The sequence below is a fragment of the Phyllobacterium sp. 21LDTY02-6 genome (genome assembly GCF_023554255.2).
Classification (GTDB): Bacteria; Pseudomonadota; Alphaproteobacteria; order Rhizobiales; family Rhizobiaceae; genus Phyllobacterium.
On sequence record NZ_JAMJWD020000002.1, the window covers coordinates 571,599 to 585,239 of the forward strand.

Annotated in this window: 15 protein-coding genes and 1 tRNA gene; 12 read left to right on the plus strand and 4 right to left on the minus strand. The window is 54.9% G+C overall.

Annotated elements, in window-relative coordinates; all coding sequences use genetic code 11:
- Positions 1 to 126: 126 nt before the first annotated feature.
- The 5 genes from M8997_RS09065 to M8997_RS09085 all read left to right on the plus strand — a co-directional run bounded on the left by M8997_RS09065 (position 127) and on the right by M8997_RS09085 (position 5,429).
- On the plus strand, positions 127 to 717 hold the full coding sequence (locus M8997_RS09065; RefSeq protein ID WP_250016315.1) for a hypothetical protein: 591 nt from the start codon (positions 127 to 129) through the stop codon (positions 715 to 717).
- A gap of 296 nt (positions 718 to 1,013) precedes the next feature.
- Entirely contained in the window at positions 1,014 to 1,190 is a 177-nt protein-coding gene (locus M8997_RS09070; RefSeq protein WP_250016318.1) for a hypothetical protein, read from the plus strand.
- Positions 1,191 to 1,325: 135 nt separating this feature from the next.
- On the plus strand, positions 1,326 to 3,521 hold the full coding sequence (locus M8997_RS09075) for a VapE domain-containing protein (protein WP_250016320.1): 2,196 nt from the start codon (positions 1,326 to 1,328) through the stop codon (positions 3,519 to 3,521).
- 331 nt (positions 3,522 to 3,852) lie between these two features.
- A complete protein-coding gene (locus M8997_RS09080; protein ID WP_250016322.1) occupies positions 3,853 to 5,088 on the plus strand; it encodes a site-specific integrase in 1,236 nt (411 codons plus the stop codon).
- Positions 5,089 to 5,231: 143 nt separating this feature from the next.
- Positions 5,232 to 5,429 carry a hypothetical protein gene (locus M8997_RS09085; RefSeq protein ID WP_250016324.1) on the plus strand — a complete coding sequence of 66 codons (198 nt, stop codon included), beginning with the start codon at positions 5,232 to 5,234 and terminating at the stop codon, positions 5,427 to 5,429.
- Between the two features lie 625 nt (positions 5,430 to 6,054).
- Here the strand turns inward: M8997_RS09085 and M8997_RS09090 are convergent.
- Both M8997_RS09090 and M8997_RS09095 read right to left on the minus strand, forming a co-directional pair.
- On the minus strand, positions 6,055 to 6,987 hold the full coding sequence (locus M8997_RS09090) for a hypothetical protein (RefSeq protein WP_250016327.1): 933 nt from the start codon (positions 6,985 to 6,987) through the stop codon (positions 6,055 to 6,057).
- Between the two features lie 217 nt (positions 6,988 to 7,204).
- Positions 7,205 to 7,279: transfer RNA gene (locus M8997_RS09095), tRNA-Gly, on the minus strand.
- Between the two features lie 191 nt (positions 7,280 to 7,470).
- Between M8997_RS09095 and M8997_RS09100 the strand changes: the two genes are divergently transcribed.
- The 5 genes from M8997_RS09100 (at position 7,471) to M8997_RS09120 (ending at position 10,429) form a co-directional block, all read left to right on the plus strand.
- Entirely contained in the window at positions 7,471 to 7,980 is a 510-nt protein-coding gene (locus M8997_RS09100; RefSeq protein WP_250016329.1) for a prolyl-tRNA synthetase associated domain-containing protein, read from the plus strand.
- A gap of 54 nt (positions 7,981 to 8,034) precedes the next feature.
- The gene (trxA, locus tag M8997_RS09105) at positions 8,035 to 9,009 is read left to right on the plus strand and encodes a thioredoxin (protein WP_250016331.1); all 975 of its coding nucleotides are present in this window, start codon (positions 8,035 to 8,037) and stop codon (positions 9,007 to 9,009) included.
- Between the two features lie 32 nt (positions 9,010 to 9,041).
- On the plus strand, positions 9,042 to 9,704 hold the full coding sequence (locus M8997_RS09110; protein ID WP_250016333.1) for an LON peptidase substrate-binding domain-containing protein: 663 nt from the start codon (positions 9,042 to 9,044) through the stop codon (positions 9,702 to 9,704).
- Positions 9,705 to 9,714: 10 nt separating this feature from the next.
- Positions 9,715 to 9,909 carry a Trm112 family protein gene (locus M8997_RS09115; RefSeq protein WP_250016335.1) on the plus strand — a complete coding sequence of 65 codons (195 nt, stop codon included), beginning with the start codon at positions 9,715 to 9,717 and terminating at the stop codon, positions 9,907 to 9,909.
- A 97-nt stretch (positions 9,910 to 10,006) separates the two neighbouring features.
- Positions 10,007 to 10,429, plus strand: coding sequence for a metallopeptidase family protein (locus M8997_RS09120; protein WP_250016337.1), 423 nt, complete (start codon positions 10,007 to 10,009; stop codon positions 10,427 to 10,429).
- 29 nt (positions 10,430 to 10,458) lie between these two features.
- Here the strand turns inward: M8997_RS09120 and M8997_RS09125 are convergent, their stop codons facing one another.
- Together M8997_RS09125 and M8997_RS09130 are read right to left on the minus strand one after the other, a co-directional pair.
- Positions 10,459 to 10,668, minus strand: a complete 210-nt coding sequence (locus M8997_RS09125; RefSeq protein WP_250016339.1) for a DUF1737 domain-containing protein — start codon at positions 10,666 to 10,668, stop codon at positions 10,459 to 10,461.
- A gap of 34 nt (positions 10,669 to 10,702) precedes the next feature.
- On the minus strand, positions 10,703 to 11,584 hold the full coding sequence (locus M8997_RS09130) for a CoA ester lyase (protein ID WP_250016341.1): 882 nt from the start codon (positions 11,582 to 11,584) through the stop codon (positions 10,703 to 10,705).
- A gap of 143 nt (positions 11,585 to 11,727) precedes the next feature.
- Here M8997_RS09130 and leuD point away from each other — a divergent pair, with 143 nt between their 5' ends.
- Positions 11,728 to 12,333, plus strand: coding sequence for a 3-isopropylmalate dehydratase small subunit (gene leuD / locus M8997_RS09135; protein WP_250016343.1), 606 nt, complete (start codon positions 11,728 to 11,730; stop codon positions 12,331 to 12,333).
- A 160-nt stretch (positions 12,334 to 12,493) separates the two neighbouring features.
- Positions 12,494 to 13,606 carry a 3-isopropylmalate dehydrogenase gene (gene leuB, locus M8997_RS09140; protein ID WP_250016346.1) on the plus strand — a complete coding sequence of 371 codons (1,113 nt, stop codon included), beginning with the start codon at positions 12,494 to 12,496 and terminating at the stop codon, positions 13,604 to 13,606.
- Positions 13,607 to 13,641 lie beyond the last annotated feature (35 nt).

The following is a 13,641-nucleotide window of genomic DNA, read 5'->3' on the forward strand; positions in this document are numbered from 1 at the left end:
TACGGCATGTGCCATACCTGTTCGTTCCCCACCGTTTCCATATACCCCCGTTTGTGTGGCGGCGCAGGCTACGCGTGCGCGGGGCATAAACTCCTAGGTCCAGAATTAGTTAATACAGGTCGCACCATGAGTAATAAAGATGTACTTGAACGTACCCGCTCTGAGGGAAATCTTCGTCGGCTGGGAAACTTAACTAAAGATGACCTCGTCTGGATTGGTTCCGACGGGATGCTGGATCCCACTATCATTTTGGCTGAGAGCGGCTATGACCCGTCTGATCCATTATCAAAAATTTTACTCGCCATCATTGATGCACATCCTTCCACGCTAAAGCACTCACGCATTGATCGCTTAGAAAGCGCATTGTCGATGCTTCTGGGACGCGAACGAAAACGTGGTATGAACGACAAAGATGACCACGACTACCTTATGCAGATCGCGAGGCTCTATTTTCAAAAATATATTGAGACAGGGCGAACCGAACCGAGTTTGGCACCAATCATTAGGCAGGTTATAGGTTCTTTGAAAGATAAAAATTCGTCCGAACAGGATACGTTGGTTCGACGACTACGCGGGAAATTCAACGCCAACAGGGATAGATACTTGGTTTGGGCGACGACGGAGGATGACTGGAACCGCATGGACGAATCCCGGTTGGTGCACAAAGCTATTGAGGCGATGCAAGCATTGGGCATTCAGGTTCAGGACATGAATTGAGGTTTACCTATCACCAGGGATGGAACGGACGAATTGGGCCTGTAATAGATTCCTCGCCATAAGACATTCTGTGTGAATATTAGGAACCTCCTTGCAATCACGGAGGTTTAAATGACTTCAGAAAAACTAATCACATTAAAGCAGGCTGCCGAAGCCTTGGGCCTCCCCGCTTTCAAGATATATCGGGCTGCGAAAAACGGAATACTCCCAACCTACACTATCTATAATTCGCGCCGTCTCGTTCGCTTGTCGGAGGTCATCTCGACAATTAACTCCTCCCGCCAAGGAGGTGCAGAATGAAGCGTGATCACGCAGTCGCTCCTAATTTAGATGATCCTGTCGAGTATCTAGCAGTACCGCGATGGCTTATCGTCAAAGAGGGTCGCGGCAAAAGCGCCGCAAATGATCCGAAACTGATCGTACTACAAGCTCCGCGCTCTACAACCATCATATTCAGGTTTGATAATGGTTGAGCTCTTCGAGCCACCTTCCCGTGCGTGATAGCTAGGTGGGACGCCCACCGTTTAATCTTCCAAACTTCAATAACCGAAGCCCCACCTGCACCACTACGCAGGCTGGACAGGCTTGGCTAGAATCTGGACGGACACATGAGAACAAAACTTTTAACTGAAAAAGACCCCATCGATAATACTGACGAAAATTTGGCAATTGAATTTGCCCTGCGGTTTCACCCTGCCCATGCCTTACACCTCGTTGCGATGATGCCAGACCGTAAGTTGGAGGCGAAAACATTCCCGCTGGATAAATTGGAAAGAGCTCGGGATTGGCTCAAACATCGCATCAAGAAGGCCAATCTTTATTTCCATCCAAATAACGTTGAGATTGACGTAAAGGACCGAAAGGCAAAGAAGGCAGAGATCGTTTCCGCCAGCACTCTACATGTCGATGTAGATGATGCCAGCATTGAGTCATTAGAACGTTTGAGGAGTTATATACCAGCCCCAACGGTAATCTTGGGTTCAGGGGGCGGCTTCCATGCCTATTGGAGGTTAACGCAGCCTTCATTTGACCTTGATCTGGTGGAGCAGGCGAACATTCAAATTGCCCAGACTGTAGGGGGTGATCATTGCCATAACGTTGATCGGATAATGCGTTTACCGGGCACAATCAATCTGCCTAATGCAAAGAAGTTGGCATCGGGTAGGGTCGCCACGTTGGCAACAGTGATTGAAAGCGATTGGTCGCGGACTTATAGCCTCGATGATTTTCCCATCGGAAATGAGCCTAGCCCAGCTGGATCTAAGATATCGGTTGTAACAAGCACGGACATTGCGGAAGTGTCCATCGATAGTATTGGCAAGACTGTATCCGAAGCGACTTTTGCGATTATTAAGCAGGGTGATGACCCGCAGAAACCCCGTAGAGGTCAGAATCCTCGATTTCGATCGCGAAGCGAAGCCGTATTTCGCGTGGCGTGTGACCTCGCGCGAGACGGTCTTGGTGAGGTGGAGATTGCTGGAATATTGATTAACCCAGCCTACGGCATTTCAGCATCGATATTGGAGAAGAAGAATCCTAAAGCATACGCTTTGAAACAGGCCAGAGCGGCCATAGCCGCTAGCGAGGGAGGCTGGCCGGACGTAGAGAAGTCCGGAAAGCCCCGACCAACGATGCGTAATACCATTGTTGCTCTCCAACGATTGGAGCTAGCGTTCGCACATGATCTATTCCGACACCGCAAGATCATTAATGGGACGCAGTTGGAAGAGCACGCTGGTGAGATAAGTGACGACGCATGCAGTAGGCTCCGGGGAATAGTAATTGATCAGTTTGATTTCGACCCTCGGGCAGACAATGTTCGCGATGCCGTGACCCAACTTTGCCTTGAGAATTCGCTCCATCCGATACGACAGATGTTAGATGATTTGATATGGGACGGTGCTCCACGTGTGGATGGGTGGCTGTCAGTGTATCTTGGTGCGGAGGACACAAAGCTAAATGTAGCCATCGGAGCAGCAATGCTGATCGCCGCAGTAAGGCGAGTGCGCGAACCCGGCGCAAAATACGATACCATCCCAATTCTTGAAGGAAAACAGGGGACGGGAAAATCGACCGCGTTGCAGGTCCTCGCAGGTGAAGGTTTTCACTCAGACAATGAGATACTGACGCTCGACACTAAAGCTCAAATGGAAGCGATGGAAGGCGTGTGGATCTATGAACTGAGCGAAATATCGGGACTTAGGAAAGCAGAAATCGAGCGAACAAAAGCATTTGCTTCACGGCAGGTCGACCGTGCCCGAATGTCCTACGGAAGATTCTCCGAAAGCAGGGGCCGTCAAGCAATCTTTGTTGGAACAACAAACGACGACAAGTATTTGCGGGACAGAACCGGGAATCGGCGTTTCCTGCCTGTGAAAACGGGACAGATTGATCTCAATGCTCTGGTACGGGACCGCGATCAGCTTTGGGCGGAGGCAGCAAATAGAGAGGCTGTTGGTGAGAGCATTACGCTGCCATCTGATCTGTGGAAGTCAGCTGCTGCTGAGCAGGAGGAACGTTTAGAGGACGACCCATGGCTCGAAAAACTTGCCAGTATTCGAGGCGTAGCCTTTGGCGATGAAGTCAGAGCTTTTACGTACGAACTTCTGGGCATAACTCTCCATATCGAGCTCGAACGCCAACATAACGGTCACACCAAACGACTCTCGGGTCTAATGCGTTCCCTTGGATGGGAGCCAGGTAAGTTCAAGGTGGCGGGGCAAACGTTACGCGGTTTCCGGCGGATGAAAGCTGACGACCACATTAACGATCCCGATTTCTCTGGAGAGAATAGAAAGTTCTAGTAGGTGGCGGTGGCGGTAGTGGCATGTCCTAGGGAGCTTGGGGGAGTGTAGTGTGCAGTGGTATTGAAATTCTTTGCCCTGTACAGCAGTGGCTGTAGCTCAACATGACGGGTGCCACCGCCGCCACTGCCACCCAGCTACGATTTCAACCCCAGTGAGGTATGGATCCGGAATGCGGCTGAGCCCGTCGTGACGGGGTTCCGAATGGCTTCAGATGTTTGTGGTTACCCGGCTGGTTACAGCGAGGACCGCTAGCAGCTCATTCCGATAAATTGTGTGCGAATTTTCGCAGTGTTTTTTTTGGTTGTGATTTCAACCGATGGAGAATGCAATGAGTATCAATGTTAATCTAACCAAGCGAACGCGCAAACGCACCCTGCAGGATGGCAGTCTAGTGCGCCAACTTCGTTATGTGGTGAATTACAAATGTCCCAAAACCGGTCAGCGCAAACAGGAATTCTTTGAGCGGCAAAAGGATGCGCAGGCACGTCAAAGTGCTCTCACGGTTTCGATTAGTGCGGGTTCGTATGTGGACCAACGGACTGTACCAACAGTAAATGAAGCGGTTGATGATTGGCTCGCCGACAGGAAACGCCACGTCAAGGAAAGTACTCATACCGGCTATTCCATTGTGGTGGCCCACATTAAGGGCCCTTATCTCGTCGGAACGCAGCGAGAGAAGGCGCAATACACTGCGACCGGAGTGAAACCCAGAGGCACGCATTTGCTGCCTATGTTGGGGAAGATCAAGCTCAACGAACTGACGACCGCAGATATCCGTGGATGGCACCGGCAGCTTCAGGAACATTCTGGGACCTATACAGCTAACAGGGCGAAGTCCCATTTTAAAGCGGTCCTAGCCATGGCCGAGGAAGATCATGGTGTTCGCGCTCCCTCCATGCCAACCGGTTTGGGTCGGGGCAAGCCAAGGGTAAAGAAGGCAATCCTGACGACCGAGCAGATTGCAAAACTAGTCGAGGCGGCAAAGCACGACAAGGAACGAGGCATTTATTGCGTGTTTCCATTTCTTGTCGGGACGCGCCCAAGCGAACAGTTTGGACTTCTTTGGGAAGATGTCGATTTCGAAGCAAATGTCATCCGTATTCGGCGCATGCAAGAGCGGGACGGCAGCCTGACAGCCATGACCAAGACGGAGGCCGGGACGCGCGAAGTGCCGATGGGCAAGACACTGCGCACGATGTTGTTGGAGTGGAGAGCGAGGTGTCCCCGCAAGGGAAAGGAATTATATCGTGTTTTTCCGGGTCCCGGCAGGGTTCAGGCTTGGCCAAAGCCCCGCATTGGTGGCGGCGGGGCCCTGGTCTACCAAAACTTCCGCAAGCGTTACTGGGTGCCGTTCTTCACTGAACAAGGCTTTCCCTATGTCACGCCCCACAGTGCCAGACATTCGTTTATATCAACGATGCAAGCTCAAGGCATTGAAGTCGGCCTAGTCGCACGACTTGCTGGTCACGCCAATGCCACGGTGACGCTTGGTCATTACACACAAGCCGTGCGTGGTGGTCAAGTGGCGGTTGATGCTCTGGAACGGGCCTACAGCGGTCATTAAGCCAATCCCTAACTTCGCAAGAAAGGAAAAAACAAATGGTGCAATCTCATTCATTCCCCGTTGGAAAGCTTGTGTTCAAGAGCAAAGCCGACTTCATTCGTAGGTGTCGGGAGGCGATCCGTAGAGCCGCCGTTGATACTGTCATGACCGGTGAAGATGAAGGTTTGGCCGCAGCAATACTCAATGCGCGTTTAGACAAAGTATCTGAACTTAGGGGCCGTTTAGTGGTGCGATACTGGCGAAAGGCCCACAAATTCAATACAGTTTCATTCTCTGCTGAGCTGAACGATGGCGAATTTCTAGACTTCAGTTTTATGAAGCTCACTTTGCCTTTACGCTAGAGTGGAGTTCGGGCGGTCCAGCCTGCTGCCCTGGCTGGGTGCCGTCCTGCCCCGCCGCGGTACTACGGAACGGCACGGTGCTAGCTGGCGGCCATGTGGCCGCGCCGCCACCATGCGCGCCGGGAGTACCACTCCCGTAGGCAGTAGCCAATTCAGATGAAATCCCTATTTCCCGTGTGCTGGAAAAACGATGATCTCAGCGATTGTATATCGCGCATTCTCGTAGATGCCGTACTCCTCGAGTGCTGTCTCGAGCTCATCATCGTCAATGGGTAAGAAGTGCGGAATATCCATCAGGTTAATGATTTGGGCCTGTCGGGTCGTGATATCCGTAATTAATAACGCTCGCATTGGCATGCCTTCTGTTAGATCGCTATTAAAGCACGAGGAGCGGAATGTGGCAATTATATCAATAATATCATAGGTTTAATACCAAAATGGGTGTTGTAAGTACTGTCTTCTTCCGGAGGGGGTTAGTGCGACCTCCCCCTATCTTACCGAACGCGGGCGATTGCAACGGGACCCGGCGAGGTCTGCGATCAATCCGAAATGAATACGCAGTACGCCTTCGAAGTGCTTTAGGCAGAATATTTCTTGCACTATGCTGATGTAGGCAAAGATTAGCTTATCCAGAGCTGCTGGCCAGAATATTCAGAAGTTCGTAGTGATCGCCTTTGTCCTCGGCAACATATTCCTCGTCGGCACCCAATACGCCTACGGGCAACTTATTCTTCGCTAATGGATTATGAACTACTACGACTGGATACTGATCTCCGCAGGCCGCATTAACGCCAGCGGGCGTTCCCAAAATTGCACTGACTGACACGTAATCAGGATTGAGAAAGTTATCGGTTGGTACCTGAGCCCCGTTTGGTTTTGGAATTGTTGGGCGATGCTGAGAGCTTTGCCGTATGACGGTACCGGTTTCTCGGTCGATCACGATTTCAATGGGACCAACAGGAAGTGCCGATTCAACTGCAAATGGAAACTGGGAAATACCCCTGTGCAATAGGTCGATACCATGCCCCAACCGGCACGCACTTATTGCAATGACATACGGATCTGTTGGTCCAACTATACCTCTTTCCAAATAGCCCTTTTTCCTAATTTCTGAATTAGTTAATTGATCGAATCTTACTGATCCCGTGAGCTTCTCCTTCTTATCCTTCAACGCGGATGTCCAACGAAGAAGCATTGCTTCGTGGGGAACGCTCCCGGTATGAAATCCTTCGGAAGGATTTATCCATTGTTCCGGAATTCCTGCCGGGGAAGGACATGTCGCTTCGATCCATATAGTCAGACCGTCGAGTTTGGACTTAAAGTCGGGGCCCTCGTCCTTCGAACTTAAATCATGACCTTTATTTTTTAGGTGTTTCGCCAGGATCATTTCCCAAATGTAGGGATAGAAATGATCGTCTGCCCCGTCCACGAAATCTTGGTCAAAAGTGCTGTCTTTTAAACCCCATGAATTATATTCCAAGTAGAGGGAGGTTAGCCCATCTCTGACGGGTGGATTGTCCGAATACCGTTCGCTCAAATATTTCTCGACACCAGCCATCGTAACCTCACAGCTTATGATTGCGATCTATATGGATACTGAACATACATTAATTCTTCTGCATCGCATGGGATTGTGCGATGAAAATATCGAGCCGTTAACACGCTGGTAACCGGATAGTAACCGAAATTCTGAATGCGCTTGGTGAGGGTCAGGGGAAAATGCTCTAAAATGCAAAAAGGCCCGGTAAAACCGGGCCTTTTGATCTTCGAACAACTGGAGCGGGAGAAGGGATTCGAACCCTCGACCCCAACCTTGGCAAGGTTGTGCTCTACCCCTGAGCTACTCCCGCATGCACCAGTCTGTCTTGCGAAGCGGGGCCTATATGACCCAAGCGCTGACCAAATGCAACAGGGAAAATTGCACTTACGAAGGATAAGCTGAAATTTTAGCGATTTTGCCGGCTGCCGGGTTGAGGCGCAAAGTCCGAGCCGCTACGAGACATGATCTGACCCGCTATGTCCATCAAGGCTGGAGATGCTTATGCCCAAAACTTCTGACGATCTCATGCACTTCCTGACAAAGCTCGATATCCAGACGTCGACGATACAGCATCCGCCCGTGTTCACCGTTGCCGAGGCACAGGCGTTGCGCGGGCAGATCAGCGGTGCGCACACCAAGAACCTGTTCCTCAAGGACAAGAAGGACCAATATTTCCTGCTGACCGTCGATGAAGATGCCGAGATCGACCTGAAATCGATCCATGGCCAGATCGGTGCCGCCAGCCGGGTATCTTTCGGAAAGCCGGAAAAGCTGATGGAATATCTTGGCCTGACACCGGGTTCGGTCAGCGTCCTGGGCGCCATAAATGACGAAGGCCACCGGGTGAAAATAGTGCTCGATCAGGATATCATGGCAGAAGAGGTGATCAATTCGCATCCCCTGACCAACGAGGCCACGACCTCGATCAAGCCAAAGGACCTCTTGCGCTTTCTCGAAGCCACCGGCCATGAGCCGTTGATCTTGAAAATCGGCGCAAAAGAACCGAACTGAAGGCATTGGCAGCAGAGGCGGGATGCTGACGCATAGTTGAGGACGGAGAGTTTAATGAGCAATACGAACAACCCCTTCGGTAGCGGCTATGGCGCCACGCCTTCCACCACGACTGTTTCCTTTGGGTCGAGCGCGCAGGTGTCCTCCGGCGGCGGCGATCTGATCAAGGATACGACCACGGCGGGCTTCTCGAAGGACGTCATCGCGGAATCGAAGAACCAGCCGGTCCTCGTCGATTTCTGGGCTCCCTGGTGTGGTCCCTGCAAACAGCTGACGCCGATCCTGGAAAAGGCGGTCAATGGCTCGGCCGGCCGGGTCAAGCTCGTCAAGATGAACATCGACGATCATCCCGCCATTGCCGGCCAGCTCGGCATACAGTCGATTCCGGCCGTGATTGCCTTCGTCGACGGCAAGCCGGTGGATGGGTTCATGGGCGCCTTGCCGGAATCGAAGGTGACCGAATTCATCAACCGCCTCGCATCTCCCGATGGCGGGCGTGACGAAGCCGTAAATTCAGCGCTTGAAGCCGCGCGGCAGGCATTGGATGCAGGCGATTTCGAACAGGCCGGGCAGATATATTCTGCCGTGCTCGCGGAAATACCGGATCATGCCGGCGGGCTGGCCGGGCTCGCGACCTGTCTCGTCGAAGCCGGCGACGTGGAAGCTGCGCGAGAGACCCTCGACCGGGTGCCGGACGCCGCCCGATCGGATGCGGATGTAAGGGCGGCCGAGGCGCGGATCGCCCTTGCGGCGCAGGTGGCGCAGCTTGGCGATCCGAAGCCTCTGGAAGCACGCCTGGCGGCAAATCCCGCCGATCACCAGGCACGCTATGATCTCGCGATGATCCTCAATGCGCAGGGCCGGCGGGACGAGGCTGCCGATCATCTTCTTGCCATCATGAAGGCGGATCGTTGCTGGAACGATGATGGCGCGCGCAAGCAATTGCTGCAATTCTTCGATGCCTGGGGGGCGGGCGATCCGTCGTCGCTTGCGGCGCGTCGCAAGCTTTCATCTCTCTTGTTTTCTTGAGCGAGGTCCAGCACAACAACCGGGAGCAGGCAATGCAAGCAGGAAATGTCCGCTATCGCACGCTGGAGAACGTTCCGGATGTCGTCCCGATCTTCCCGCTCGCCGGCGCGCTGCTGTTACCCGGCGGTCAATTGCCGCTGAATATTTTCGAGCCTCGCTATCTGGCCATGGTGGATACCGCCCTGGCAACCAAGCGCGTGATCGGCATGATCCAGCCTCGGCTCGACCAGAATGGCGACGATGACAGTGCCTTGAGCGAGATCGGCTGTCTCGGCCGCATAACGTCTTTCGCGGAGACGGGCGATGGCCGCGTGCTGATCACCCTGCAGGGCATATGCCGGTTTCGCGTTACCAAGGAACTCTCGGTCAGGACGCCGTTCCGTCAGTGCAAGATAGCGCCCTTCCGTGCCGACCTCGACGAGGCCGATGACAGGGATGTGGACCGGACGGCGCTGCTGCGGGTTTTTCGTGCCTACCTCGATGCGAACAATCTCGAAGCGGATTGGGACGGCATATCGCGCGCCGGCAACGAGACCCTGGTGAATGCCCTTGCCATGATGTCGCCATTCGGCGCGGCCGAGAAGCAGGCGCTGCTCGAGGCGGCGGATTTGAAGACCCGCGCCGAAACATTGATCGCCATAACCGAGATCGCCCTGGCCAAAGACCAGGATGATTATGAATCGGGATTGCAGTAGGATTATCCGCATGGCCGAGAAAAATCGCGAGATCGGAATTGACCGGAAGCTGCTGGAATTGCTGGTGTGCCCGCTGACCAAGGCCAACCTGACCTATGATGCGGAGAAATCCGAGCTGGTCTCGGAAAAGGCGCGGCTCGCTTATCCCGTTCGTGATGGCATCCCCATCATGCTGCCTTCCGAGGCCCGCCAGCTCGACGGTTGAGCGCGGAGCGGGCTCGCACGGACGGGAATTAATGACTATATGAGCGCGATACCGGTCGGCAGCAGCCTGGGCCGGTCCGAGTTCAACGGGAGAAGCCATGGCGAGAAGCAATCAGACGGCCGACTGGGCCAATCGTTTTTCCCCCTCACTTGCCGAAATCGAATCGCTGGCCATCGAAGCCTATGCGCATCTGCCCGAGAGCTTCCGCGAGCTTTGCGGCGATATCACCATGCAGATCTCGGAATTTCCGGATGACCAGGTGGTTGAAGACATGGGGCTTGAATCCCCGTTCGAGCTTCTTGGCCTGTTCGAGGGCACGGGAATAGGCGAGCGCTTCTCACTGCAGACGGGACAACAGAACAACCGCATCACGCTATACCGCCGTGCTATTCTCGATTATTGGGCGGAATATGAGGAGACACTGGGTGACGTCGTCACCCATGTGCTGATTCATGAAATCGGCCATCATTTCGGCCTGTCGGACGATGAGATGGAGCGCATCGAAGCCAGCGTCGACTGAAGCCCGTTCCGGGAACAGGCTTCATGGACTCAGTAGTCGCTGAGCTTGGTGCTTCCCGGCTCGTAATCGACGCCATCGACATCCTTGACGACGGCCTGACCGCACTGCATCACGCCGGTTACGGAGTTGAACGCATAGGTCGGCGACCCGTAAATATGCCAGCCCTTGTTGAGGGCGGCCGTCACCTTGTGGCAGAAGCTCGAATCGTCCGGCCCTGTCAGAAAGCGATATAGTTTCATTTCACTGCTCCTCTGTGCGGCAGGCGGTCTGCCGTCATTGCGGTAACTTCCGGCCTGATTTGGCGAGGGTCCGCCGCGCCATATCAAGATGCATCCTCTCGACCATGCGGCCGTCGAGGCCAATCGCGCCCGAGCCGCCGTTCTCCGGCAGCGCGAAGGCGGCCACGATCTTCTCCGCCGCTGCGATCTCGTCGGGGCTGGTCGCAAAGGCGGCGTTGGCGCCGGGAATCTGCGTAGGGTGGATGAGCGTCTTGCCGTCAAAGCCCAGCGCAGCGGCCTGCGCGCATTCGGCGATAAAACCGTCCATGTTGGAATAATCATTGAACACGCCGTCGATGACATCGAGCTTTCCGGCGCGTGCGCATAGCAATATCTGCATCAGCCAGGGGAGAAAGCCGGCGCGGCCGGGCTCCAGGCGCGTTCTTGTCTCCCTGGCGATATCATTCGTGCCGACGACGAAACATTCGAGCCGTGCGGCGGAGCGCAAGCCGAGCTCGGCGATCTCGTCGCTGTTGAGAATGCCGCGCGGCGTCTCGATCATCGCCCAAAGGCGGATATTCTCCGATGCGTCGGTCTCGTCGAGAACTTCCGCGACGGCGGTGACGTCCTGCGGCATCTCCACCTTCGGCAGGAGGATCGCATCCGGCTTGCAGGCGCGGGCCGCCAGCAGGTCTTCGCTGCCCCATTGGCTCGACAGATGATTGATCCGGATAATGCGCTCGAAACCGGCGGTCTTGCTGGCGGTGAAATGATCGCGCAGCGCCTCGCGCGCATCCTCCTTGCTCTCGGGAGCGACGGCATCCTCGAGGTCGTAGATGACGCAATCGACGTCGAGGGACGACGCTTTCGCCATGGCTCTTGCATTCGAAGCGGGGACATAAAGCACGGAACGGCGCGGGCGATAGATCGGAGTCATGAGCGATTTCTGCCCTGATTGCGCCTCCGTTACAAGAGCAAAGGCTCCTGCGGCAGGGCAGGACAAGCGAAATGCTTTGCTTCGCGGCCAAGCTGGTGTAAAGCCAAGGCCTACACAATTTATGAGATCTGCAGGCAGGCATTATGGATAAATTTACCCATCTCACCGGCGTGGCCGCTCCGTTGCCCATCGTCAATGTCGATACGGACATGATCATCCCCAAGGATTATCTCAAGACGATCAAGCGCACCGGACTCGGAAAAGGTCTGTTTGCCGAAATGCGCTATAATGAGGATGGTACGGAGAATCCCGACTTCGTCCTCAACAAGCCGGCCTACCGGAATGCGCAGATCCTCGTCGCCGGCGACAATTTCGGCTGTGGTTCGAGCCGCGAGCATGCGCCCTGGGCGCTGCTGGATTTCGGTATCCGCTGCGTCATTTCCACCAGCTTCGCCGATATTTTCTACAATAACTGCTTCAAGAATGGCATTTTGCCCATTCGCGTCAGCCAGGAAGACCTGGACAAGCTCATGGACGATGCGCAGCGTGGCGCCAACGCCACCCTGTCGATCGATCTGGAGGCGTTGACGATCCAGGGTCCGGATGGCGGCACGATCAATTTCGACCTCGACGAGTTCCGCCGTTACTGCATGCTGAACGGCCTCGATGATATCGGCCTTACCATGGAGAAGGCTGCGAAGATCGACAATTTCGAAGCGCTCAACGCGCAACGCCACCCCTGGGCATAATCGCTCTCAAAAACCCGGCCAGGCCGGGTTTTTTTATGCGCTCCGCCGGCCACGGAAACTCCCGGGCACAAGATTATTTCGCCGGGTGCTTTTCTTCTTTGCTCAGATTGCGCTAAACACGCGCCATTCATCCTTATCGAACGACACGAGGTCTCACGACATGGCATCCAAAAAGCTCTTTCTTCTTCCTGGTGACGGCATCGGGCCAGAGGCTATGGCCGAAGTCCGGAAAATCATTGCCTATATGAATGCCGAGTTGAAGAGCGGCTTCGAACTGGATGAGGGCCTTGTCGGCGGTTCGGCCTATGACGCGCATGGCAAGGCGATCTCCGATGCGGACATGCAGAAGGCCCTGGCTTCCGACGCAGTCCTGTTTGGGGCGGTCGGCGGTCCGAAATGGGACAGCGTGCCCTATGATGTGAGGCCCGAAGCCGGCTTGCTGCGCCTGCGCAAGGACATGGAGCTTTTCGCCAATCTTCGTCCCGCCATCTGCTATCCGGCGCTGGCCGACTCGTCGTCGCTGAAGAAGGAGGTCGTCGAAGGGCTCGATATTCTGATCGTGCGCGAATTGACCGGCGGCGTCTATTTCGGCGAGCCCAAGGAGATCCGCGATCTCGGCAACGGGCAGAAGCGCGGCATCGACACGCAGGTCTACGACACCTACGAGATCGAGCGGATTTCCGGCGTCGCATTCGAGCTTGCGCGCACCCGCCGCAACAAGGTCACGTCCATGGAAAAGCGCAACGTCATGAAGTCCGGCGTGCTGTGGAATGAGGTCGTGACCGCGACGCACAAGGAGAAATATGCCGATGTCACGCTCGACCACATGCTGGCGGATGCCGGTGGCATGCAATTGGTGCGCTGGCCCAAGCAATTCGACGTCATCGTCACGGACAATCTCTTCGGCGACATGCTTTCCGATATCGCCGCCATGTTGACCGGCTCGCTTGGCATGCTGCCGTCAGCGTCGCTCGGCGCTCCCGACCCGAAGACCGGCAGCCGCAAGGCGCTTTACGAGCCCGTCCATGGTTCAGCGCCCGATATTGCCGGAACAGGCGCAGCCAATCCGATCGCCATGATCGCTTCCTTTGCCATGTGTCTGCGCTATTCCTTCAACATGACGGCCGAGGCCGACCGGCTCGAAGCGGCAATCGCGGCGGTCCTTGATGATGGCATCCGCACGGCCGACATCATGTCCGAAGGCAAGACCAAGGTCGGCACTACCGAAATGGGCGATGCCATCCTGGCCAGGTTCAAGGCACTGGCAGCCTGAGGCACGCATGAAAAAAAGCCCGGCGCGAGCGATCG

Excerpts from the sequence above, each read along its gene's own strand:
- leuB (WP_250016346.1), top strand. The coding sequence starts at position 12,494 with ATGGCATCCAAAAAGCTCTTTCTTCTTCCTGGTGACGGCATCGGGCCA.
- M8997_RS09130 (WP_250016341.1), bottom strand. The coding sequence starts at position 11,584 with ATGACTCCGATCTATCGCCCGCGCCGTTCCGTGCTTTATGTCCCCGCT.
- M8997_RS09100 (WP_250016329.1), top strand. The coding sequence starts at position 7,471 with ATGCCCAAAACTTCTGACGATCTCATGCACTTCCTGACAAAGCTCGAT.
- M8997_RS09120 (WP_250016337.1), top strand. The coding sequence starts at position 10,007 with ATGGCGAGAAGCAATCAGACGGCCGACTGGGCCAATCGTTTTTCCCCC.
- M8997_RS09085 (WP_250016324.1), top strand. The coding sequence starts at position 5,232 with ATGACCGGTGAAGATGAAGGTTTGGCCGCAGCAATACTCAATGCGCGT.
- M8997_RS09125 (WP_250016339.1), bottom strand. The coding sequence starts at position 10,668 with ATGAAACTATATCGCTTTCTGACAGGGCCGGACGATTCGAGCTTCTGC.
- M8997_RS09115 (WP_250016335.1), top strand. The coding sequence starts at position 9,715 with ATGGCCGAGAAAAATCGCGAGATCGGAATTGACCGGAAGCTGCTGGAA.
- M8997_RS09080 (WP_250016322.1), top strand. The coding sequence starts at position 3,853 with ATGAGTATCAATGTTAATCTAACCAAGCGAACGCGCAAACGCACCCTG.
- M8997_RS09075 (WP_250016320.1), top strand. The coding sequence starts at position 1,326 with ATGAGAACAAAACTTTTAACTGAAAAAGACCCCATCGATAATACTGAC.
- M8997_RS09110 (WP_250016333.1), top strand. The coding sequence starts at position 9,042 with ATGCAAGCAGGAAATGTCCGCTATCGCACGCTGGAGAACGTTCCGGAT.
- leuD (WP_250016343.1), top strand. The coding sequence starts at position 11,728 with ATGGATAAATTTACCCATCTCACCGGCGTGGCCGCTCCGTTGCCCATC.
- M8997_RS09065 (WP_250016315.1), top strand. The coding sequence starts at position 127 with ATGAGTAATAAAGATGTACTTGAACGTACCCGCTCTGAGGGAAATCTT.
- trxA (WP_250016331.1), top strand. The coding sequence starts at position 8,035 with ATGAGCAATACGAACAACCCCTTCGGTAGCGGCTATGGCGCCACGCCT.
- M8997_RS09090 (WP_250016327.1), bottom strand. The coding sequence starts at position 6,987 with ATGGCTGGTGTCGAGAAATATTTGAGCGAACGGTATTCGGACAATCCA.
- M8997_RS09070 (WP_250016318.1), top strand. The coding sequence starts at position 1,014 with ATGAAGCGTGATCACGCAGTCGCTCCTAATTTAGATGATCCTGTCGAG.